The 21,693-nt window shown below is 60.1% G+C and carries 23 protein-coding genes and 1 tRNA gene; 5 read left to right on the top strand and 19 right to left on the bottom strand.

Going from position 1 to position 21,693, the window contains the following annotated elements:
• Window positions 1-73: 73 nt before the first annotated feature.
• The 7 genes from rplJ to secE all read right to left on the bottom strand — a co-directional run bounded on the left by rplJ (window position 74) and on the right by secE (window position 4,461).
• Entirely contained in the window at window positions 74-589 is a 516-nt protein-coding gene (gene rplJ / locus ACU0FH_RS16505) for a 50S ribosomal protein L10 (RefSeq protein WP_088635879.1), read from the bottom strand.
• Between the two features lie 367 nt (window positions 590-956).
• A complete protein-coding gene (locus tag ACU0FH_RS16500) occupies window positions 957-1,442 on the bottom strand; it encodes a GNAT family N-acetyltransferase (RefSeq protein ID WP_446195745.1) in 486 nt (161 codons plus the stop codon).
• Window positions 1,443-1,626: 184 nt separating this feature from the next.
• On the bottom strand, window positions 1,627-2,325 hold the full coding sequence (gene rplA / locus ACU0FH_RS16495) for a 50S ribosomal protein L1 (protein WP_238373285.1): 699 nt from the start codon (window positions 2,323-2,325) through the stop codon (window positions 1,627-1,629).
• On the bottom strand, window positions 2,325-2,750 hold the full coding sequence (gene rplK, locus ACU0FH_RS16490) for a 50S ribosomal protein L11 (protein WP_088635881.1): 426 nt from the start codon (window positions 2,748-2,750) through the stop codon (window positions 2,325-2,327). Before rplK ends, rplA begins: the two co-directional genes overlap by 1 nt.
• 155 nt (window positions 2,751-2,905) lie before the next feature.
• On the bottom strand, window positions 2,906-3,493 hold the full coding sequence (locus tag ACU0FH_RS16485) for a YdeI/OmpD-associated family protein (protein WP_446195744.1): 588 nt from the start codon (window positions 3,491-3,493) through the stop codon (window positions 2,906-2,908).
• A gap of 5 nt (window positions 3,494-3,498) precedes the next feature.
• Window positions 3,499-4,032, bottom strand: a complete 534-nt coding sequence (nusG, locus tag ACU0FH_RS16480; protein ID WP_088635882.1) for a transcription termination/antitermination protein NusG — start codon at window positions 4,030-4,032, stop codon at window positions 3,499-3,501.
• 234 nt (window positions 4,033-4,266) lie between these two features.
• The gene (secE, locus tag ACU0FH_RS16475) at window positions 4,267-4,461 is read right to left on the bottom strand and encodes a preprotein translocase subunit SecE (RefSeq protein WP_088635883.1); all 195 of its coding nucleotides are present in this window, start codon (window positions 4,459-4,461) and stop codon (window positions 4,267-4,269) included.
• 451 nt (window positions 4,462-4,912) lie between these two features.
• Between secE and ACU0FH_RS16470 the strand changes: the two genes are divergently transcribed.
• Complete coding sequence (locus tag ACU0FH_RS16470; protein ID WP_446195743.1) at window positions 4,913-5,602, top strand: hypothetical protein; 690 nt, start codon at window positions 4,913-4,915, stop codon at window positions 5,600-5,602.
• Between the two features lie 214 nt (window positions 5,603-5,816).
• On the opposite strand, the gene ACU0FH_RS16465 is transcribed toward ACU0FH_RS16470, so the two are convergent.
• The 3 genes from ACU0FH_RS16465 to ACU0FH_RS16455 form a co-directional block, all read right to left on the bottom strand.
• Window positions 5,817-8,033 carry a PAS domain S-box protein gene (locus ACU0FH_RS16465; protein WP_446195742.1) on the bottom strand — a complete coding sequence of 739 codons (2,217 nt, stop codon included), beginning with the start codon at window positions 8,031-8,033 and terminating at the stop codon, window positions 5,817-5,819.
• Between the two features lie 526 nt (window positions 8,034-8,559).
• Complete coding sequence (locus tag ACU0FH_RS16460; RefSeq protein WP_446195741.1) at window positions 8,560-8,961, bottom strand: hypothetical protein; 402 nt, start codon at window positions 8,959-8,961, stop codon at window positions 8,560-8,562.
• Window positions 8,948-9,664 (bottom strand): hypothetical protein, encoded by a 717-nt coding sequence (locus ACU0FH_RS16455; protein ID WP_446195740.1) that lies wholly within the window; start codon window positions 9,662-9,664, stop codon window positions 8,948-8,950. Before ACU0FH_RS16455 ends, ACU0FH_RS16460 begins: the two co-directional genes overlap by 14 nt.
• Window positions 9,665-9,897: 233 nt before the next feature.
• On the opposite strand from ACU0FH_RS16455, the gene ACU0FH_RS16450 reads away from it, so the two are divergent.
• A complete protein-coding gene (locus tag ACU0FH_RS16450; protein WP_446195739.1) occupies window positions 9,898-11,628 on the top strand; it encodes a helix-turn-helix domain-containing protein in 1,731 nt (576 codons plus the stop codon).
• An 88-nt stretch (window positions 11,629-11,716) separates the two neighbouring features.
• Here the strand turns inward: ACU0FH_RS16450 and ACU0FH_RS16445 are convergent, their stop codons facing one another.
• From ACU0FH_RS16445 to ACU0FH_RS16435, 3 genes are all read right to left on the bottom strand, one after another.
• Window positions 11,717-13,090 carry an NAD-dependent succinate-semialdehyde dehydrogenase gene (locus tag ACU0FH_RS16445; protein ID WP_446195738.1) on the bottom strand — a complete coding sequence of 458 codons (1,374 nt, stop codon included), beginning with the start codon at window positions 13,088-13,090 and terminating at the stop codon, window positions 11,717-11,719.
• A gap of 192 nt (window positions 13,091-13,282) precedes the next feature.
• A complete protein-coding gene (locus ACU0FH_RS16440) occupies window positions 13,283-14,452 on the bottom strand; it encodes an MFS transporter (RefSeq protein ID WP_446195737.1) in 1,170 nt (389 codons plus the stop codon).
• Window positions 14,449-14,973: a TetR/AcrR family transcriptional regulator gene (locus ACU0FH_RS16435; RefSeq protein WP_446195735.1), complete on the bottom strand. Its 525-nt coding sequence runs from the start codon at window positions 14,971-14,973 to the stop codon at window positions 14,449-14,451. Before ACU0FH_RS16435 ends, ACU0FH_RS16440 begins: the two co-directional genes overlap by 4 nt.
• Window positions 14,974-15,082: 109 nt before the next feature.
• Between ACU0FH_RS16435 and ACU0FH_RS16430 the strand changes: the two genes are divergently transcribed.
• A complete protein-coding gene (locus ACU0FH_RS16430; protein ID WP_446195733.1) occupies window positions 15,083-15,217 on the top strand; it encodes a hypothetical protein in 135 nt (44 codons plus the stop codon).
• A 161-nt stretch (window positions 15,218-15,378) separates the two neighbouring features.
• On the opposite strand, the gene ACU0FH_RS16425 is transcribed toward ACU0FH_RS16430, so the two are convergent.
• Complete coding sequence (locus ACU0FH_RS16425) at window positions 15,379-15,807, bottom strand: DUF4345 domain-containing protein (RefSeq protein ID WP_446195732.1); 429 nt, start codon at window positions 15,805-15,807, stop codon at window positions 15,379-15,381.
• 30 nt (window positions 15,808-15,837) lie between these two features.
• On the bottom strand, window positions 15,838-16,665 hold the full coding sequence (locus ACU0FH_RS16420) for an NAD(P)H-binding protein (protein ID WP_446195731.1): 828 nt from the start codon (window positions 16,663-16,665) through the stop codon (window positions 15,838-15,840).
• Window positions 16,666-16,815: 150 nt separating this feature from the next.
• Here ACU0FH_RS16420 and ACU0FH_RS16415 point away from each other — a divergent pair, with 150 nt between their 5' ends.
• Window positions 16,816-17,802, top strand: a complete 987-nt coding sequence (locus ACU0FH_RS16415; RefSeq protein WP_446195730.1) for an AraC family transcriptional regulator — start codon at window positions 16,816-16,818, stop codon at window positions 17,800-17,802.
• Between the two features lie 442 nt (window positions 17,803-18,244).
• Here ACU0FH_RS16415 and ACU0FH_RS16410 read toward each other — a convergent pair.
• Window positions 18,245-18,320, bottom strand: a tRNA-Trp gene (locus ACU0FH_RS16410).
• A gap of 150 nt (window positions 18,321-18,470) precedes the next feature.
• On the opposite strand from ACU0FH_RS16410, the gene ACU0FH_RS16405 reads away from it, so the two are divergent.
• Window positions 18,471-19,166, top strand: coding sequence for a lysophospholipid acyltransferase family protein (locus ACU0FH_RS16405; RefSeq protein WP_446195729.1), 696 nt, complete (start codon window positions 18,471-18,473; stop codon window positions 19,164-19,166).
• 49 nt (window positions 19,167-19,215) lie between these two features.
• On the opposite strand, the gene ACU0FH_RS16400 is transcribed toward ACU0FH_RS16405, so the two are convergent.
• From ACU0FH_RS16400 to ACU0FH_RS16390, 3 genes are all read right to left on the bottom strand, one after another.
• Complete coding sequence (locus tag ACU0FH_RS16400; protein ID WP_446195728.1) at window positions 19,216-20,541, bottom strand: tetratricopeptide repeat protein; 1,326 nt, start codon at window positions 20,539-20,541, stop codon at window positions 19,216-19,218.
• 116 nt (window positions 20,542-20,657) lie between these two features.
• Window positions 20,658-21,314 (bottom strand): CatB-related O-acetyltransferase, encoded by a 657-nt coding sequence (locus ACU0FH_RS16395; protein ID WP_446195727.1) that lies wholly within the window; start codon window positions 21,312-21,314, stop codon window positions 20,658-20,660.
• A 210-nt stretch (window positions 21,315-21,524) separates the two neighbouring features.
• On the bottom strand, window positions 21,525-21,693 hold a 169-nt coding region (locus ACU0FH_RS16390), incomplete at its 5' end, for an EF-Tu C-terminal domain-related protein (RefSeq protein ID WP_446194876.1).

Below are 21,693 nucleotides of genomic sequence, written 5' to 3'. Positions count from 1 at the left end.
GTATAAGCTCTTTCCGTTTTACGATATGTGTTCCAACGACGTGTGTTTCAACCACGTGCCGGTCTTACAGTGCTCAGGCAGCCGCCTTGTCCTCGATCGTGGACAAGATGGATGCGATGTTCGAAGCAGGTGCGCCAATGGCCCCGGCGATGTTGCTTGCAGGTGCGCCGATGCAGCCGACGATCGAAGCAATAAGCTCCTCGCGCGACGGCATTTTCGACACGGCTGCAACACCAGCACGGTCCAGAGCATTCTCACCCATAGCCCCGCCAAGGATCTGGAACTTGTCGTGTTCCTTGGCAAAGTCCTCGGCAACCTTGGCCGCAGCCACAGGATCCTCGGAATAGGTCAGAACAGTCATGCCCGTCAGGTATTCGCCGATGCTTTCGCAGGGCTTTCCGTCCAGGGCAATCTTGGCGAGCCTGTTCTTGGCAACGCGCACAGAACCACCCGCATCGCGCGCACGCGCACGGAGATCCTGCATCTGAGCAACTGTAAGGCCGGTGTAGTGTGCAACCACAACGACGCCAGAGCTTTCAAAGATCTGGCCGAGTTCTTCGACCACTTTCTCTTTCTGGGCTCTATCCACAGTTTCACTCCAGTAAGGGAGGTTTGACCCTCCGGCTCAGTTCTGCCGGGACGAAAGCCCCGACAATCGGGTCCTTACGGGTCCTGCGCTTTGCCTCGAAAACACCGCATGGCGATCCGAAGAAATTTGTCATTTCCCGTCTCAGGCAGGAATTATGCTAGGATGATACCCGGCACCCACCGTCTCGGACGAATCATCCGGGGCGCCAATTTGCGTGGCACCCCGAACAAAGGATGTCGATAATCGTCTTTGCGGGGAATGTGAAGGGCAAATTCGAAAAAAAGTGCCATCGCTATTAACCTCCCGACCATCAGGCCGGTTCCACCGCACCAGCGCGCAAAAACAGCGGCGGAAGCGCGCGGACTACTCAGCGCTCGTAATTAATCTGGCCGGCAGCATTCCGTTGCATGAAGCAATGCGTTTCAGAGCGACCGATCTCTTTGAAACCATGCCGTTGGTAGAGCGCGCCCACAGGATTCCAGTTTAGATATTCCAGTCGGACAGGCAATCCGATGCCGTCCGCAAACGCAAGACAATGCGTAAGAATTACAGAGCCGATACCCTGGCGTTGATACGTCGGGAACAAGTAGAACTCACCAAAGCGCAGGTGATCCGAATGCTTTTGAAGCGATAGCGTTCCAAGCCTGTCCTCCCTGCGCCGGATCTCGAAAAATGGCTTTTCGGCATAGTGACGCTCATGCAGGTCGCGCTGGAACCCCTCATCCCACGTCCAACGCTTGACGATGTGCGGGCCCATAGCTGCTCGTTTCGCCTCGAATGCAAAATCGACATCACCGGGAGCGCGGCCAAGGCGAAGAAATATGATGTCGGGCAAGAGATCCGGCAGCTCCATGCTAAAACCTTCTCAGAACATGGTTGGGGCAACAATCCCTACCGGGCTCGCATTTTTCGCGATCAAGTTTCGACTGTTCGACGTAATGGCGCCGTTTTTGCAAGGCCTCGGGCATGACACCTGCACCCCGAAATGGAAAAAGGCGGGCCTGAGCCCGCCTCTCGCTTGATCTGTCGAACCGGGCTTAGTTGCCGGTTGCGTTCGTCACGTCGATGGTCACGCCCGGGCCCATGGTCGAGCTGACCGAGACCTTTTTCATGTAGGTGCCTTTCGACCCTGCCGGCTTGGCTTTGGCAACCGCATCAACAAAGGCGCGGATGTTTTCGACCAGCTTGGCTTCGTCGAAGGAAACCTTGCCAACACCTGCGTGCACGACACCGGCTTTTTCCACCTTGAACTGGACTTCACCGCCCTTGGCTGCCTTGACAGCTTCGGCGACATCCATCGTCACGGTGCCGATCTTGGGGTTCGGCATCAGATTACGGGGGCCAAGCACCTTACCAAGACGGCCCACGACGGGCATCATGTCGGGGGTCGCGATGCAGCGATCAAAATCGATCTTGCCGCCCTGAACGGTTTCCATAAGGTCTTCGGCGCCAACGATGTCTGCACCGGCGGCCTTGGCTTCTTCTGCCTTGTCGCCACGGGCGAAGACGGCAACGCGCACGTCTTTACCTGTACCGGCGGGCAGCGACACCTTGCCACGGACCATCTGGTCTGCGTGACGCGGGTCAACGCCGAGGTTCAGCGCGATTTCGACGGTTTCGTCGAACTTGGTCTTGGCGTTGCTCTTGATGAGGGCAACGGCTTCTTCGACGGTCAGGTCTTCTTTACCGGCGAAAGCCTCGCGAGCGGCGCGGGTCCGTTTTCCAAGCTTAGCCATTACTTCACCTCGATGCCCATAGAGCGGGCAGAGCCCAGGATGATCTGCATCGCGCCTTCGATCGAGGTCGCGTTGAGATCCTTCATCTTCGCTTCGGCGATTTCACGCACCTGCGCAGCGGTCACCGTACCAACGGTTTCACGCGACGGCGTCTTGGCGCCGGATTTCACCTTGGCGGCTTTTTTCAGGTAGTAAGACGCGGGCGGCGTCTTGATGTCCATGGTAAAGGACTTGTCCTGATAATAGGTGATCACGGTCGGGCACGGCGCACCGGGCTCCATGTCTGCGGTCTTGGCGTTGAACGCCTTGCAGAATTCCATGATGTTGATGCCGCGCTGACCCAGTGCCGGACCAACCGGCGGGGACGGGTTTGCTTGCCCGGCGGGCACCTGCAGCTTCATGCTGCCGACGAGTTTCTTGGCCATAAGCCTGTTCCTTTTCTCAACACCCCCGGGACGCGACCCGCGGGTTCGGGTTGATGTGGTCCGGTCCGGACAGCGCGCTGCCCTCGCCTCCCACACGGGGTGCCGCAATTGCGACAGGCGCGCCGCATACAACGGAACCCGTCGCCGCGCAACCCCTATCGGTCGTGCATCCCCTTGCCAGCAAGGATCTGCGGGCGGGCCTTCTCTATCCGCGAAAGGCGCGTCTTGGCCTGCTTTGCGCCGGAAACATGCACGACCCAGCCGCGCCGCCGGCCCGGTGTCAGCCCATCCCACGCCCCGGCAAGCTCGGGATCCTCCTCCAGCGCCGAGATCAGCTCTTCGGGCAGATCAAGATCGTCACTGCCAAGCGCGACCTTGCGGCCCTCCTTCTCGTTCTGGATCGCTAGCCGCACCAGACCGCGAATCGCCTCTTCGGCCTTGCCGATTTCCTCAACGCTGGTGAATTTCAGGTACCGCGCCGAGCGTGAATTCGGCCCCGGCATTTCCAAACGCCCCTCTGGGTCGTCCAGCAGAACGCCCTTGAAGAAAGAGATAAAGGCCGCCTCTTTCAGGCAATCCATCATCAGCACGTTGGCCCCATGCGCCCGGTAACAGGGCGAGCGCCATTTCAGCGTCTCTTCAAGATCCTCGGAAAGAAGAAGGCCGCGCAGGGCGATCATCTCGTCCTGCCACGGCCTGTCTTTTGCAAGATACCGTTCGATCCGGGGATCGCCGGTACCCATCTACATCAGCCCTGCTTCGAGACCTGAGTGAATTCCAGTTCGACCGGGGTTTCCCGGCCAAAGATCGACACGGTGACCTTGAGACGTTCGTTATCCTCGTCCACCTCTTCGACCATGCCGTCGAAGTCCTCGAAGGGACCGTCGTTGACCTTGACCTTTTCGCCCACCTCGAAATGGATGAGCGTGCGCGGGGTTTCTTCGCCTTCCTGAACCCGGTTCAGAATCGCGTTCACCTCTGCGTCGCGCATCGGCATCGGACGGCCCTGCGGACCAAGGAAGCCGGTGACGCGGTTGATCGAGTTGATCAGGTGATAGCCCTGGTCGGACATCTCCATGTGGACCAGCACGTAACCCGGCATAAAGCGGCGCTCGGTCGACACCTTCTTGCCACGGCGCACTTCGATCACCTCTTCGGTGGGCACCAGTACCTCGTCGATCTCCTCCTCGAGCCCGTGCTCGGCAGCCGACGTGCGGATCTGTTCTGCGATCTTCTTTTCGAAATTCGAAAGAACGCTGACCGAATACCACCGTTTCGCCATTGCGCTTGCTGTCCTTGTCCTGTCCGGCGCCCCAAGCGGGAACTGCCGCATTCCGGTAAAGATTTCAACGGGTTGCCCCGCCCGTCCCTGAACAAAAAGCGGCGCGCAGCGCGAATCGCCGCACGCCAATGTCATGGGTAGCCGCTGACCTAACCGCCTAAGCCCGATTGATCAAGAGGGCAGAGGTCGATTCACGCAGCGTCGGCACGGTGGCCGCCGCATCCCCGGTACGGGTCAGCCGAAAAAGGTAAGGATGCCCTGAAGACCGTAGCGGATCGCCAGGTCGACCAATGCAAAGAAGACAGCCGTAAGGGCCGCCATGATGAACACCATCACCGTCGTCAGGACAACTTCGCGACGGGTCGGCCATACAACCTTGGCAACTTCGGCGCGGACCTGATTGACGAACTGGATCGGATTGGTGGCCATGTCTGGGCTCTTTCTCACATCTGGTATCCGGGGCACATAACGGGCGATGCGGGCAAATTCAAGGCCGCAATCCGCGCCTGAGCCCGCGCGCCCCCGCGTCACCTGCGATCTCGTGGGGAACGACGCCAATGAGCAACCACGCCATCGGAACTTGTCCCTCTCAGGTTAGGCGAGCGCATCGGGCCGGTCCGATCACTTACCGCAGTGGAACCCACGCCCGAAGTCGAGTTTCAGACAAATTGGCCTTCAGCAACCCGTGGCAAGCAGCGCTTCTATCGCGGGTCGCGGTTTGCTTCGCATAAATTACAGGCCAAAACCATGCCCGGTCAAAGAGTTACGAACGAATCGTAAGCAACCTCCCGTTGTGCATTCACACAATGGTTAATTTATGCTTAACATTGTTCATTCTTTTCATGCTGACTGCCCGTCAGCACCAGTTTTGAGGAACACTATGGGTAAGTTATTCTTGATCGCGGCACTGTCCCTTGTCGCAAGCGGCGCCTCGGCCAGCATTGTTAACATCGACATATCGCTGCGGATCGACCGGATTTCATGGTCGGGTCTTATGCTGGACTACATTGACGAAGATGCTCACCACTTTGAACCCTATCCCGGCTATGACAAGGGCGAAGTAATCCCTGAATTTGGACAAGCCCTCGATCTGGCCATGCCCTTCTCTGGTCGTAACGTTGGGGATGTTATCGACTTCAAAGCAACTTTTGATAATGCAGCAATGGACTTCGGCGGAGTTCCTATCTGCCTCATTGATACATATGATTGCAGCTTCAATAATTCCTACATATCAGCACAGGCGTGGGCGTCCCCAGGTTACTTCTTTTTCACTTACGATACCTTTGACTTGGTCTCGTTTAGGGGAAGTACGGAACCAGGCAGCCAAATAACATTATACTGGGCTGATGACTGGGGAGGCGGCTACCAATACATCGGGGGAAGCAAAGACCTTATCGTTGACTGGCGAGACAACATCATCAACATGACGGTGGTCCAAAACAACCTTTCTCCAGCAGTTATGCCACTCCCCTCTTCGCTTGGCTTCCTCCTGACCGGTTTCCTCGGCCTTGCCGCGATTCAGGCGAGACGATTCAGACTGTTCCATCGCTCGAACCGCAAGCACGCCTAGCTGGCCCCGCCCGACGTGCGGCCAAACAAACCGACTTGCGCTCTCCTCACACGGCAAGAGCGCAAGCGATACTCAAAACGAACCCTCACCTCAGCGCGCCGCTCAGGCGTTCACGCGATACCAACGCCCGCCAGCGGCTGCTAAGCAACGGCAACCCATGCGCCCCCACGACCCTCAGGTCACGGCGCAGCCTTGGCAAACAATAGAAAGCGCCTCAGCTCAAAGCCTTTGGCAGCATAACCCAAAACTGGCACCCGCGCAGCGCAAGGTTTTCGAACCCGATCGATCCGTCCATCCGTTCAACCAGCAGGCGGGTGATGTTGAGGCCAAGACCGGTCCCGCCGACGTGGCGCGTCGCCGAGTTGTCCACCTGCGTGAAAGGCTCAAAAATCTTTTCGCGGAAGCTCTCCGGGATACCGCATCCCTGATCGCTGACGGTCACCAAGATCATCCCCTCGCGCTCCTCGCATCCCAGCCGCACGACCGCGCCTTTCGGAGAGAATTTGGCCGCATTCGAAAGCAGGTTCGACATGACCTGCTGGAAACGGGCCGGGTCGATCCGGATCATCAGGTCAGCATCGACTTCATCGAGAAGAAAACTGACATCCAGCTGCTCTCCGTAGGGCGTGTTCATCTGGATCGCATGTTCAAGCTGGGGCAGAACCTTTTCCGCGCCGAGACTGAGCGGCATGTCGGCAGACGAAAACTTCTCCGCCTCCAGCAGGTCCGAGACAAGGCGCATCAACCGGTCGCCGTTCTTGGACGCAATATCCAAAAGCTTTTGCGCCCCCGCCTGATCCCCTTTGGCAATCGGCAGCGGCAAAAGCTTCAACGCGCCCTGAATCGAGGTCAGCGGCGTGCGCAATTCGTGGCTTACGGTCGCGACGAAATCGGATTTGATCTGGTCCATCATCCGACGCTCGGTGATGTCCTGAATCTGGACGATGAACTCGATGCGTTCCGAATTCGCCGACCGCTGTTCCGATATATGCAGCAAGGCGTAGCCTTCGGTTCCATCCTTGCGCAGCACCCGCCTTTCCATCTGGATAAGCTTCATCTGGCCGGTTTTCAGCAGGTCCCGCTGCGCCTCCGAAATGACCCGACGGGCGGGCGGGATAAGATCGGCAAGCCGCATCGACAGAAGCTCTTCGACCGAATAGCCCGAGAACTGCGCCAGCGCGGCATTCACATGCAGCATCCGGCAATCTTCATCCAGCAGCGCCATGCCGACAGGGGCAACATCGATTGTCGCGCGAAACTGTGCTTCGGTTTCCCGCATCGCTTCCTTGGCGGATTCAACCTGCGCCCGGATGCCCAGCGTCTCGGCATTCTTGCGGTTGGTGATGTCGCTTGCGAATTTGACGATCTTTATCGGATGCCCGAATGGGTCAAAGATCGGGTTATAGCTGGCGTGAATCCAGATTTCCTTGCCGTTCCTGCCAATTCGCTTGAACTCGGCCGTCTGGAATTCCCCCTGTCCAAGACGGTTCCAGAATTCCACATAGGCAGCCGTTGCAGCATCCTCTGGTGGAACGAACATCCGGTGATGCTGACCCTGAACCTGTCCCAGTTCATAGTCGAACAGGTCGAGGAAATTGGAATTGGCGGTCAGAACCGTTCCGTCCAGCGCGAATTCCACCACTGCCTGAGCCCGGGACAGCGCCCGCATCTGCCCGTCCTGATCGATCTTTTCCTGCGTCGCCCGGGTAATGTCCTGCCCCATGAACAGGATCGTGCCGATGCGGTCATCGTCGCAGGCCACCGGATCGAAACTGCCGCGAAGCCACAGGTCCCCTCCGCTTTCGCGGTGAAACCGGAAGTCGCCGGAAATCGTCGCGCCAAGGCACAGCTTCCGCCACGCCTCTTCGCAGGTGATGTCTTCAAAGAAATTCTCGGTTGTCATGTTGTTGAGCAGGAACTCTTCCAACCGGTCATCAGGCAGACCGACAGCTTTTTTGAAATGACCGTTTGCACTCACCAGACGTCCGCTCAGATCCATTTCGGCGACCAGCCGGGTTTGGCTCAGTGCCTCCAGTTTCCAGTGGGCCGCCCGGTTTTTCCGGCGGGTGTCGGTAATATCCTGCGCGACCATCAGGATATCGCCTTTCAGCGAGACTTGGGAAACAAGGGAGACCTGTAACCAAAGCACCAACCCGTCACTGTTGCGCAACTGGATTTCACTCTGCGCGGTCGGAACCCGGCTGATGCCGTTCAAAAGCTCGTAAAAGCCCGGATCGCCGATGGCCTTTGCCTGCTCGGCCCGGGACAGCTTGGAGATATCCTTGCCCAGCATCTTCTGGAATACCTCGTTGGTTTCCAGAATGTTTCCGTCATCACTCAGCCAGGCCAGCGCCAGGAACTCTTCGGAGGGGTCCGGGGCACAGCTGTCCTCTTGCCTCTGCTGGGGATAGTCTGGAAAATTCGCTCTCATGCTTCTTTGGTGCCCTTGAACTCGGTACTTAAATTCTGCTCGACTAGAATTTTTTCAGATCCGGTGTCCGGCGCATCTCCACAATCAAGCTTTCACAAAATTTCTAAACACCAACAGATCGCCGCTCTCTAGATCAGCTAAACGGCTACAAAAAGACCGTTTTTTGGCGGGCCTGCTTAGATCACGAAATTGTGTGGTTATCTTGTTAATAACCCCACCATGCTGCGATGATTTTGGGTTGGGGTCGCGCAAAAAGCCTGCGAAGCGAACAAAACAAGGGCGCCTGGACTAATCCGCAAAAGCCGAAAGACCCACGGAAAGTCGGCACCAAACGGCAGAACCCCGCGCGCCCCGACCGCCAGATGATCGCTATTCCGGAAAAACATCGGAGGCTGTCAGTGTCCGGAAAGACACGAAAAGGTCGCGCCAGAGGTATGACAGCCCCCAAGCCTGATCATACGGCACCTCCTGCCGTGCTATTGATAGTTTTGCAGGAGGCGCGCCATGCGCCCCAAACAATGAAAGATCACGTCGTGCCCCGCCGGCGCAGCGCCTGCGAAAACAGGGCCGCAATAGCGCCGATCAGCATGAACGTACTCGCAGGCAGCGGCACGACGGTGGTTGTCGGGACAGCCAGCCCTCCCACATCAAAGCGATAGACCCGGCCCTGCACCGGATCGCCGACCGCCTCGGCAAAAATGCTGAGACGCCCGGTATTAGCAAACGAACTCGTCTCGGACTTGAGCGAGAAGAAGTAGCTTTCTTCCTGCGGCCCAACGAACAGGTTGTTCACGAAAAGCGGAAAGCCGAAATCAAAACTCAGCGTCTGGCCATCTGCGGAGCGGGAGCCGGTAGTCGGACCGCGATCGACAGCTATCATTCCGGCGGGTATCGAGACCTCGGTGGCCACTCTGTCAGACGGATTCATGCGTACGAACCTTGATGCGCCGCGCCGATCGGTGCCGGAACAGCAGCAAAAGATCGGCCCAGAGCCAGAGCAGGAAGCAGAGGATCATGACCAGCGGCAACAGCACGAGGTCAAAGGTCACCTCCCCCCGCAAGGCCGGTAAGACAGTCAGCCCCAGCGCCACAAGCGAAGGAGCGCGGCTTGCCGCCACCATCACCCGGAGCAGGCGTTCTACCCGCGTCGTGTCCCGATTGGCAAAAACCGGCAAGGCGGCGCATCCAAGCTTGCCCGCGACAAGCATCACGCCCGCCACCCAAGCCGCCGTCGTTTCACCCAGCCAGAGCAGCGCGACCGTCAGCGAAATCGCCGCCAGACCCGAAATGAAATCGGCCCAGGGCAGCAGCGCCGCCCGCGCGCCGGGCTTGGCCGCATGGTGATAGACCTCGCCCGAGGTCAGGAAGAGGATCATCGCCAGCGTCAGGTACGTCGCCCCGGAATTGCCGACCAGATAGCTGTATAGCGTTTCAAGAACACTTGCCTGCCCCTGATCGACGTAGAGTTTCAACGCAAACCCCGAAAACAGCGCAATCACATTGCCGAGGTTATAGAAGCCGCCCGGTCCGCTCAGCCGTGAACGAAGAAATGAGCGTCGGGGGTTACCGCGCCCGTCATGTAAACTTGTCCGGCCAACGGCCTGTATCCCGTTCTGAAATCTGCTTTCCATATCAATCCACCCGATTGCCCGGTTGTCCAAAACGTCAGGGCCGCCAATTCCCGGGTGCTGTGGATCCGAAACTATTTCTTGGCGTTCCATGCGCTGCCTGTAGACTGTGCCTTGGAAAGACCAAGCGTGAGATCGACCCGCTCGCGGCACATTCAGGGTAGGAAAGCCCGGGCCTTTCAGCGGTGACCAAAACGTTACAGAATTTTGTAACCCGCCGCTTTTCATGGGTTTTCATGGCCGAGAAAACGGAAGTTGAGGACTTTCAAGCCTTTGGCAAGCTGGTTCGCCAGCGCAGGCAGACGCTCGGACTCAGCCAGGAAGCGCTTGCCTCCGACGCACTGGGCAACCCGGACCGCAAGTCATTCGTATCGGCCATCGAGAACAACCGCCTGAAAACCATCACGCCGAGCACGGCACAAAAGCTGAGCGGCGCGCTTGGGTTGAGTGTCGAGGATGTACCTGCGTCATTGCGCTGGCCTCTCTCCGACTCGCCCTCCCCCATTGAGGCACGATTGCGCGCGCTCGAGGCGCAGCAGGCAGCGCAGGCTCCTGCCATCAACGACAAGGCCATCGCGCGGTTTCTCAACCGGCACATGGCGGCAGTTCTCGACAGATCGATGTCGGACATCTTTCGCGACAGGCTGATTGCCGGGCTGGAGGTGCTGCGGGTCTGGACCGGTGCGCCCTTCAGCCTGCAAAGCCTGATGACCTGTTATGCGCTCAGCATGCTTTATCTCGTCGCCGCAGGCTTGCTGAGCTTTTTTCAGGGCGACATCACCATCGGTTCGATCCGGCCCTTTTACAGCAAGTTCTGGATCGGCACGGGTGTCTCTCCGTTCCTGCCCTATGCCAGCGTCACGCTTCTGTTGCTGGCGATGGTATTCTGCATCCGCCTCGTGCGCCCCCTCAGCGAAAGGCAGACAGCGGCGCATCTTGCTGGCGTCGCGCTGATCGCGGGCATTTCCTGCGGGCTTGCCGACTATATTGGCACCCAGACCATGATCGCCGCCGCCTTGTTCAGCGTGCCCTGTGTGGCCGCGATTTCGACCCTGCGTCCAAGGCGCGCCGCTTTCTACGGCGCGGCGGGCGGGGTGGCTTTCGGCCTGATGGCCGCAATAAGTTCCGGTCTGACCGACGATGGTTTCATCGGCTTTCTCCGGTCGCTCAGCGAAGGTTTTATCATCGGCGGCCTCGTCGGCGGATCTGCGGGCCTCCTCAGCAGCCTGATTGCGGGCTCGATGCCGCATCTGCGGGCCGGTCAACTGGCGGCATCCGGAGGCGGTATCGGGTTCGGCGCGCTGATCTCGCTTGCCGGCATCGTCATTGCCAACCAGTTCTCCGCGATCACCGACGGCATGATCGGCCTCTTTGCCCTGTCCTGGCTAGCCCTGCCCCTGGCGAATGCCGCGCTCGATTACCTTTCGCTCGGGGTAAGCCACTCGATCGGGCTCCACGTGGCGCAATCCGGCGCACGCTTGCCGGGCATCGCGCTCTTCATGCTTCTCGACCTGGTGCTCGCGATCATTTTCATGGTGTTGACGGTGGTTCTGATCGGTCTGGCGCTACAGGCCCTTGACCGGGGGCTCGGGGTCGACATGCAAAGCGCGAATTTCCTGACCCAAAGCGCCGCCGACCCTTGGGGGCGTGGCCTCTGGCTGACGACGATGGCGCTGACAACCGTGCTCTGGACCCTGCTTCATTTCGGATTTGTTGTGGCTCCGCTGGCCGCCGGGGCGCTGACACGCGTCACGGTGGAACGCTTCGCGGTTAAACGGCTGGAACAGAGCAACTCGGATGACCGGTTCGACGCGACCATCAACACGCTCGTAACTATGCGGTTTTTAGTGTTCTACGGAACCTGGGTCGCGCTGGCCGCCTCTCCGGTGCTCTTGCTGGCCGCCGTCCCGCAGATCATGCGGCCTATCCTGTCCCTCGGCGCAGTCCTCGCGCTGCGGCTCATGTGACAGGTCAATCCGGCAACGGGATCTTGAACCTCACCCACGCACGGAATTGCCCGCCCCGACCTAAGAAGACCGGAGCGGGCGAAAAGCCTTAAGCCATGTAAAGCGACTTGGCGTTGACGAATTCCTTCATCCCGAACCCGCCATGCTCGCGGCCATAGCCGCTGTCCTTCACCCCGCCGAACGGCATGTTCGGAATGGCGAGGTTATACTTGTTGATACAGACCATACCGGTGTCGAAATATTTCGACGCCAGTTCACGTGCCCTCTCGGTGTTTTTCGAGAAAATACCGCCGCCAAGGCCATACCGGCTGTCGTTGGCGATCCGCATGGCATCCTCGTCATCCTTGGCTCGGATAACCGACGCCACCGGCCCGAAAAGTTCGTCGTCATAGGCCGGCTGCCCGGGTGCGACGTCGACAAGAACAGTCGCCGGGTAATAGGCACCCTTGCGGTCTGGAACCTCGCCGCCGCAGAGAACCCGCGCGCCTTTTTCGACGCTCTCCTCGACTTGCTTGGCCAGATCGTCGCGCAGGTCGATACGCGCCATCGGCCCCAAACCGCTTTTGGCATCGGACGGGTCGACCATTTCCATCGCTTTCATCTTCTCGGTAAAGCGTTCGACAAAGGCGTCGTAATTCGCTTCGGTCACGATGAAACGCTTGGCGTTCACACAGGTCTGACCGTTGTTGTAAAGCCGCCCAGCAACGCAGGTTTCCACCGCAAGGTCAAGATCGGCGTCATCTAGTACAAGGTAGGCATCATTCGAGCCAAGCTCCAGCACGGTTTTCTTGAGATGTTTCGCCGCCTGTTGGGCCACGACGCGTCCTGCGCCGTCGCTGCCGGTCAGGGTCACACCCCGGACAAGATTATTGGCAATAACCTCGTCCGATTGATCGTGGTCGATAAGCAGCACGGTAAAGAGGTTTTTCGGCAGACCGGCCTTCTCCATGACTTCACGTAGGAACAGGCCGCTGCCGGTGCAGTTCGCCGCGTGCTTGAGCAGCACGCCGTTGCCCGCCATGAGGTTGGCGACGGTGTAGCGGATGACCTGATAGCAGGGAAAGTTCCACGGCTGCATGCCATAGATGACCCCGATCGGCGAGTAGGTCACAACGCCTTTGCCATCGGGAATATCGCGCTCTTCGTCGGCCAGTTCCTTGGGACCCTGCGCCGCCGTGAAATCGCAGATCGCCGCACAAAGGTCGATTTCGTCCCGGCTGTCGCCGATCAGCTTACCGACTTCTCGTGTCATCAGCTGGGCAAAATCTTCCTTGTTGTCGCGCAGCGCCTTACCGATCGCCTTGATCTTGGCCGCGCGGTCATCCAGCGAAACATGACGCCAGTCTTGGAACGCGGTATGGCACGCTTGGATCGCATCCCTGACCTCCTGATCCGACATCAGGTTGTAGGTTTCGATCTTTTCTTCGGTTGCAGGGTTAATCGTGGTGATCGGGCTGCTCATGATGGCCTCCAGTCAGGTTTGCATTTCTGACCGGCACAACGTGTATGCGGCCGAAAGTTTCCATCACTTGCGAAAAGGTGAACAGACCCGGTCGCGCGAACACCTCTGTGCAGTCCTCGCAGAGCGGCCAACGAACCGGCATCGCGCAAAGGACGCGCGCCGCAACCTCAAGACGGCACGCGCAATCGCCGCCTACCGGCACGCACACCGCACTGAAACTGGCGTCGTCGTTGTTGCGACGCCCGGCAAAGTCCCGGACCGAAAGAAACCTGCGAGCAGCGCCACCACAGCAAAGCACGCAATAGCGGCCCCGTTCCCCTGCCCTGCCATCAACAATCCAAACACGGGCGCACCCGCCGTCTGCCCCACGGCGATGGTCAGGAATCCGACCATAAGGCCGGTCGCGGGACGCTCCGGCAGGGCATTGGTCCCCCAGACCAGATACACTCCGGTCAGCATGACATAGGCCGCGCCAAACACCGCCCCACCGACAAGCGGGACAACGCCGCTCGTCAAACCAGAGCCGACCGCAAGGATGCTGACAGCCATGAGTCCCAGAAAAACCCGATGGACAGGGTCAAGGCCAAACCGGCTGACCAGCGTCCCGGCCCAGGCGCCGGCAATCCCGCCAGCGCCGATGCAGGTCCAGAGAAGACTGGACCCACCGGTGCCCCACCCCATCTGCTGCGAAACAAGCTGACCACCAAAAGACCACAGCGCCGTGCTTGCCGCGCCCATCAGGAAGGACGCCAAGATCAGCCGCACCATCGTGCCGCCAATTGAGGGAAACCCACCGGTGCGACTTTCACCACGGGCGTCAGGCAACGCGAACATGGCGGCCACCGCCAGCACCAGCGCAACCGCCGCGAATGCGCCGAAGGCCATCCGCCACTGCCCGGCGATGGCCAGTGCAACAGCTCCTGAAAGCGCAACGCCCGCGCTCGTCCCGGCATTGATGACGGTGTTGGTCTTGTCCTGACGGCTCTTTCGAACCGCTGCCGCGACAGCCGCTGCCATGGGCGGCGAGGCGAGACCCGTGCTGGACCCGGCCAGCATGACGGCAAGCGCAAGGAACAGAGGCGTCGGCGCAAGCGCAATGCCCGCCATGCCAAGGGCCGCGACAAGGGCGGCTCCGCCAGCCACCGCGCGCGCACCGATCCGCTCTGTCAGCATGGCCGAGGCGATAATGGCGATGCAGTACCCGGCAAAGGAACCGCCGGAAATCAAGCCGCTTACCGATGGGCCGAGATGCAGCTCACCGTCGATCTCGGGTAGGAACAGGCCAAAGGCAAAGCGCGCAAAACCATAACAGACCGCGATAAGACCAAAACCCGTGGCACCGATGCGGATGGCGGGGTTCAAGATCTTGCCTTCCCCATCAGGATGGCAGCAGCAGAGCGCGCGGCGGAAACGGCGTCTGCGCCACGGTAGATTGCTGCCTGCGTCGCCCCTTCGAAAAGGATCAGGATCTGTTCGGCACGCACCGGGTCCTCTCGCCCAAGATCGGAGGCGACCACATCGGACACCCGCTGCCTGAACGCCTCCTTGTGCGCCGTGACTGCCTGCGCGATTTCCGGTGTCTCCCCCCCGGTCTCGGCGAGAGATCGCAGGAACAGGCAGCCGCGCGCCCCCTCGACCCGCACCCAGTCTTCCAGCGCAGCAAACAGCGCATCGACGCTCTCCACCTCGAGCCGGGCCATGAAACGCCGGTCGCGCTCACTCAGAACCAGCGCCATGAGCTGCGCCTTGCTGCCAGCGTGTTTGTACAGCGTCCGGCTCGACATGCCTGCCGCCTCGGTAAGCCGGTCCATGCCGGTCGCCATATAGCCGTGCCGGTCAAAGAGTTTTTCCGCAGCGGTGATGAGCTTTGTTGTCAGGTTCATGATCCAGAATCCTTCAGTATCTGATAGACAATGTAAAACGTACGTTTTACATTTCCAACCCACTGATCCGATTTCTCGGGAAAGGTGGTTCCGGACGCGGACACGCAAATTGGCCGGGCGAAGTTTCGACAAGCTCAAGGACTGGGCACGTCCTTTGACGGTGTCGTTGAGTACCACCCTGCCGAAAGCAGACCTTGCCCGCCTGCGCGCGCCGATCGACATCCTGAAGATGTCACGGACCTGAGTGAAAGTGACAATCGCGGAAATTTTCAGGATGCAGGTCGACTTTCTTAGCGGCGCTGGAAGCTTTTCCGCACGCGAGGCGTTGATCTTTCACGCCGTAAAGCGACCCCACCAGCGCGAAAGTCGCTGAAAAGGCCCGGCTTTCCGCCCGGGCCTTCTCACTCACCCCCGCGAAAAGGCAATCGCTGAGCGCGGGAATGCCAGTCTTCGTTGCTGTACCATCGCCAGCAGGCAAAGCAGACCAATCGCCACTTCGATCACGAGAGCGGCCATAATACTCCCTCCCGGCCAACCATCGACTGCCATGCTGACGATCCGGCCAGTTGCGAAGGCGAGGAAGACAATGGCTCCCAGCGCTGCGGAAACGCGGGCCATGCCGGGTCGCAAGGCTCCGGCAAAGATCACCACGCCCAGCGAGGCAAGACTGGCGCCGGGGGCCCGCAATTCACTTAACAGCCTCGCATCGGCGCCCAACTCGATTCCATAGCCTGCGTAGAAAACGCGCGGCGCAAGGGTGATCGCAAGACCGATACCAAGCGCGGTGAGGCCCGCCACACCAAGGGTCAGCTTTTGAAAAACTATGCCCTGCATCTGATGTACTTTCATACGTCCAGAATAGGATCAGGCCGCATCGGCCCAGGCACCTGCCTGCGCGGCGTCGCTGGCGAAAGCGGTGAAATCGCGCGGTGCCCGGCCAAGCGCGCGCGCGACGCCATCTGCCAGATGCGCATTGCGCCCGTCCAGAGTCTCCCGCGCGATGGTGGTGAGCACATCGGCAATCATTGCGCCCTGCACCGGCAAAAGCGCCGCGTGGAAATCCTCGAAGGAAATCGGCAGATGCGTGACCTGCCGCCCGGTCGCGGCTGAGAGTTCCGCCGCCATTTCCGCAAACGTCATGAGGCGCGGGCCGGTCACTTCGTAAAGCTCCCCGTCGTGTCCGGGTTCGGTCAGCGCAGCAACCGCGACATCGGCAATATCGTCCACATCCACGATAGGCTCGCGCACCTCACCGCCGGGCATCGGCAAGATGTCTGCCATGACAGTTTCATGCAGCGCGCCTTCGGAAAAGTTCTGCGCAAACCATGCGGCACGAATAATCGTGAAGGGAAGGCCAGAATTTCGGACAACCTCCTCGGCCCTCTGGGCATGGTGCTCGCCGCGCCCGGTCAGCAGCACCAGCTTGCCAACGCCCGCCGCTCGCGCCTGTTCGACAAAAGCCGCGACCGTTTCAACCGCTCCGGGCACGGCGATATCCGGGTAATAAGAGATATAAACACTGGAAACGCCGTCAAGTGCGGGGGCCCATGTACCGGGATCCTCCCAGTCAAAGGGGATCGCTGCGCTGCGCGAGCCTCGGCGCACGGAAAGACCTTTTTGTTCAAGGCGGTTTGCAATGCGGCTGCCGGTCTTGCCGGTCGCGCCGAGGACGAGGATGGGTTTGGTGGTCATGGTCTGTCTCCTTGGTTCTGAGCAAGTCGTTTAATCGATGACCCAAATTTGCTCACAAACACTGGATGAACAATTCTCATCCGTCCGGATCACTTATCCAATCGTCCAGAACCTCTGGACGAAGGGCGCGATCCGCGTCACCCTTGCCCAATGACACAGCCTCACGTTCCCGACCCCTCACTCCTTGCTCAACCCATCGGCGATCCGCTGGGAGAGATCCTGCACCTGCTGAAACTGACCGGCACGTTCTATTGCCAGTCGCGTCTCACCGCGCCCTGGGGCCTGACAATTCCCGGCTTTCCCGAGGTGATGAGCTTTGCCGTGGTCATCGCCGGGCGGGCCTGGCTCAAGGTCGGCGAAGACACCCCTTTCGAGATACACAAGGGCGATCTCGTCCTGATGACCCATGGCGCGCCAATCAGCCTTTACAGCGATACACAAGCGCCCCTGAGGGAACTTGAGGAACTGCCGATCCGCAAGGTGACCGAACTTTTCGAAACGCTGGAATTTGGCGGCGGCGGCGACGCGTCCAGTATCATGTACGGGCTGGTCCGGCTTGATCACGCGTCGAGCCCCATGCTGATGGCGCTTCTGCCGGACGTGCTGAAAATCGACCCATGGGAGGAAGAAGCCGGAAGCTGGCTGCAAGGCACCTTGCAGTTCATCGCGCGAGAGGCGCGCGAGCTGCGTCCCGGAGGGGAAACCGTCATCACGCGGCTCGCCGATGTCGTCGTGATCGAGGCGATCCGTCGCTGGCTAAGCCGGTCTCCGGACGCGAACCGGGGCTGGTTGAAAGCCGCGCGCGACCCGCAGATTGGCCGCGCCATCGTCACGATCCATCGCGAGCCTGCCGCCGACTGGTCGGTCGAGACGCTTGCGCAGGTCGCAGGCATGTCCCGCTCTGCCTTTGCGGCCCGGTTCACCAGCCTCGTGGAAAAGCCCGCGATGCAATACCTCGCGGAATGGCGCATGAACCTCGCACGCCGCATGCTGAAAGAGACCGCTCAGCCCATCGCTACAATTGCCGCCGATCTTGGATACCAGTCAGAACCCGCCTTCAACCGTGCCTTCAAACGCGTGACCGGCACGACGCCGGGGCAGGTCCGGCGCACGCGGGCGGAGGGGGCTGTGGCTTAGAAAGCTTGCATCAAGGTCGATCAGGGCCGAATGGACGCGCTCCAGCTGGGAGACATGAAGAACCGTTATAGCGATAACCGCGCAAACATTGGCTGATCCTAACAAGGCGTCGGCCTATGTACAGAGGCAACCGTATTCCGAAAGAAAAGATCCCACTCGGTCAGACGGTCAGCTGTCGCCGGAGCATTTGCTAGATCTGGAGGGAACTACACCTCCATGACGGGCGCGAAACAGGTCTATACGAACGCTCAACTCATACGCCACGCCAAATCCCAGCTCGGACACAAATCTTCCCGAGAAACTGGAAAACGAGGGTGAAAAAGCGGCGCTCCACTGGGCCGATTCTACGAACCCACAGAAAAATGAACTGCAACGTGGGTGTAAAGCGATGCCTGAGTGGTACCACTCACCACCGTCAGCTTAGCTATGTCCTTGATTTGAGTGGCAGGGGCAGCAGGGTTCGAACCCGCGACCTACGGTTTTGGAGACCGTCGCTCTACCAACTGAGCTATACCCCTAGGACCGCGCCTCGTCTATGACAGGCCGGACGCGGGAGCAAGAGGAATCTGTGCCAAAACCTGCTCGGGCCGCTTTGCCCCCTCTCCCCGGCTTGTCCCGAACGTTACTTGCGGTATGAGAGGGGACCAAACGAACAATGGGACCAGACAGTGAGCCTCCGCAAACGCATCGCCGACAGCACATGGGCCAACCGGTTGGTCGAAGGCTTTTTCTCCGGCTACACGAGGTTTGCCCATGCGACCTCGCGCTGGGAAGCCCACGGATTCGAAGCGATGGAGGCCGAACTCGCAAGGGGCGAGCCGGTGATTTTCACCGTCTGGCACCAGCGGCTGATCATGGCACCCTACATGTTCAATCAGGATCTGGGTAAGTTCTGCTCCCTGACCAGCGCCGCCCGCGCCGGTCGGCTGGTCGGTCAGGTGCTGGCGCGATTCGGCTTTGCTACCATCCCCATGTCGAGCCACAAACGCCACGTGGCGCTCTCACGCGAGGTTCTGCGGCGCATGTCCGATGGTTTCACGATCGGGATCGCCGTGGACGGACCGCGCGGCCCGGCGCGGGTGGCCTCCTCGGTGCCGCTGGTCTGGGCGCGCAGCACCGGCAAGAAGATCTTTGTGCTGTCCTATGCCACGCGCCGCGCGATCATCTTTCCAAGCTGGGACCGGTTCATGCTGCCCCTGCCCTTTACCCGGGGCGTCCTGATGTGCCGGGAATGGCAGCGCGAGGTACCGCGCAAGATGGATGAGGAAACGCTCGAAAGCCTGCGGCTCGACCTGCAAGCGGCGCTGGACGAGGTCACGGACGCAAGCGACCGCGCCGCCGGACGGGAACCTGACCGCGCCTGACCCTGATTCGCTTGCAGTTGGCAGACGCCCCCAGGCAACTGCCCTTTGCCTATTTCGCCGCCCGCGCCTGACTGTCCATCACATAGCGTTCTCGCATCTGCTGCGCTCGCGCATGGTCTTTCTGCTGTTCAAGCGCAGCGACGAATTCATCCAGCTTGCGCTTGCTGAGCCCGGCGGCCACCGCCGCATCAAACCGGCTCACCGCATCCCGAAAGCGATGCTCCTGCACCAGGGTCATCGCATCGTAATACAGAACCCACTTGTTCCCCGGTTGCAGCGAAAGCGCCTCGTCCACGGCCGGGCGGGCGACGTCACGATTATAAAGCGCAAGTCCGATCCGCGCCTGTAGGAGATAGTCGTACAGGTCCGGCGAACCTTCGCTAAGGATCCGGCTGCTCTGTTCCAGCGCCCGGTCGGCCTGCCCGTCATCCAACAGCAGCCGGGCGCGCCAGTAAGTCAGGAAACCATTATACCCCAGCCGATCGTCGATCTCGCCCAGCAGCACATGCGCCTCTTCGGCACGGTCCATCTTGATCAGCACCCGCGCCTTGCGCACATAGCCCTCGGCCCAGTTCGGCCGCGCGGCGATTACCGCATCCGCATCCTTCAGCGCCGGGCCGGGGTGATCCATGTAGTAAAAAATCAGCGCACGTCCCGACAAGGCACGCACATAGCCGGGGTTCAACTCCAGCGCGCGGTTCACGAAGACCAGCGCCTCACGCCAGTTGCGCTGACGCCGCAGCACATGGGACAGCGCGAAATTCGCCGCCGCGTTTGCCGGGGTCAGATCCACCGCGCGGCGGAACGCTTCCTCGGCCTCGGATAGACGGTTGTGATCCTCAAGCATCCAGCCCTTGCGCCTCAGCGCCCAGCTGTAATCCGGCTCCAATGCCAGCGCCTGATCGATCAGCTTGATCGCCTGATCCACTTGGGCCTGACCGCCTAGATAAAGGCTTGCGCCCAGCCCGGCGTAAATCTCGGCACTTGGGGACCGGTTCAGCGCGGTTTCAAAGAACCGTCCGGCGGCCTCGTAATTCTTGGCGTCATAAGCCCCCCAGCCCAGGCCGACGAGCGCCGGAACAAAGCCCGGATCAAGTTCGAGCATCTCGCGGTAAAGCGCCTGAGCCTGCTGGTCGTGGTCAAGGTAGTAATGTGCCCGCGCCAGCGGCGCGAGAAGCTCGAGATACTGTTTCCGGGTCCAGGCCTCGTCATCCATGGCCTGCTGGCACAGGCTTATAGTCTCGGCATAGCTCTGGTCGAAAGCGATGCAGGCGCTGGCCGCCTTGATGCCATGCCCCGGGTCGGCATATTTCGCGACCGCTGGCAGGGGAGCGACCAGAAGAGCCGCCATGAATGTGTGTACAACTTTACGCATAAGTCCCCATCATTCGAAGTATCGCTTAACACTGTATTAATGACGCCAAACTTCTCAAGATGTGGTGTTGCGGAATATGTGTCCTTTCTGCAAACCGTGATCAAAGAGCACAAAGTTCAACCACGCGCCGCGCGTTCCAGGGCGTCGATATCGGCGGATTCGATAAGTTTGCGATGCGCCTCGATACGCGCATCGGGCCAGTTCCACCAAGCGAGAGCCAGCAGCTTTTCAACTGTTTCCGGCGCGAATCGCATGCGGCGCGGCACTGCCGGATTTCCGCCCATGACGGCATATGGCGGTACATCGCGGTTTACCACCGACCCGGCACCGATGATCGCTCCGTCGCCGATGGTGACCCCCGGCAGGATCATCGCGCCATAGCCGATCCAGACATCGTTGCCGACAACCGTATCGCCCCATTTCTCCGCAAGCCCCGCGTAATCGCCCATGCCCTCGGGATAGAACACCGAGAAGGGAAAGGTCGAAAACCCGTCGACCGGATGATTCGCCGAAGCGGTGATGAATCGCGCGCCATGGGCGATCTGGCAGAATCGCCCGATGATCAGCTTTTCGCCTGATCCCGGAAACAGGTAGGGCGCGATCCGCCGGGCGTAATCCGTTACCTCGTCGAAATCGCTGTAATAGGTGTAATCGCCGATCTCCATATTCGGGTGATCGATCACCCGGTTGAGGAACACGGTGCCGCGATGCACCGTCCCGTCAGGCAGGGTGATCGGATGGGCTTGGGTCGGGTCGGGAAAGCGTCGGGCCATGGGGAATTCCTCGCGGTCGGTCGCGGCACCGATAGCACCATAGTCCGCCGCCGGACCACCCCGGCAAAGCAAAAGGGCCGCTCCGATGGGGCGACCCTTTCAATTTCTGTTTTACCCTTTGAAGGGCAAGCGCGTCTTACTCGACGATTTTCGACACGACGCCGGCGCCGGTCGTGTCTGCGGTTTCCGCGGACGCGCTCGTTTCCGAGATCACTCTACGATCTTGGAAACGACCCCTGCGCCAACCGTGCGGCCGCCTTCGCGGATGGCGAAGCGGAGGCCCTGCTCCATCGCGATCGGTGCGATCAGCTCGACGCCGAAGGAGACGTTGTCGCCCGGCATCACCATCTCGGTGCCTTCCGCCAGCGTAACCGTGCCG

This window comes from Heliomarina sp. (genome assembly GCF_052826185.1).
The sequence above is the reverse complement of the archived record's forward strand: the minus strand, read 5'-3'. Positions and strand labels throughout refer to the sequence as shown.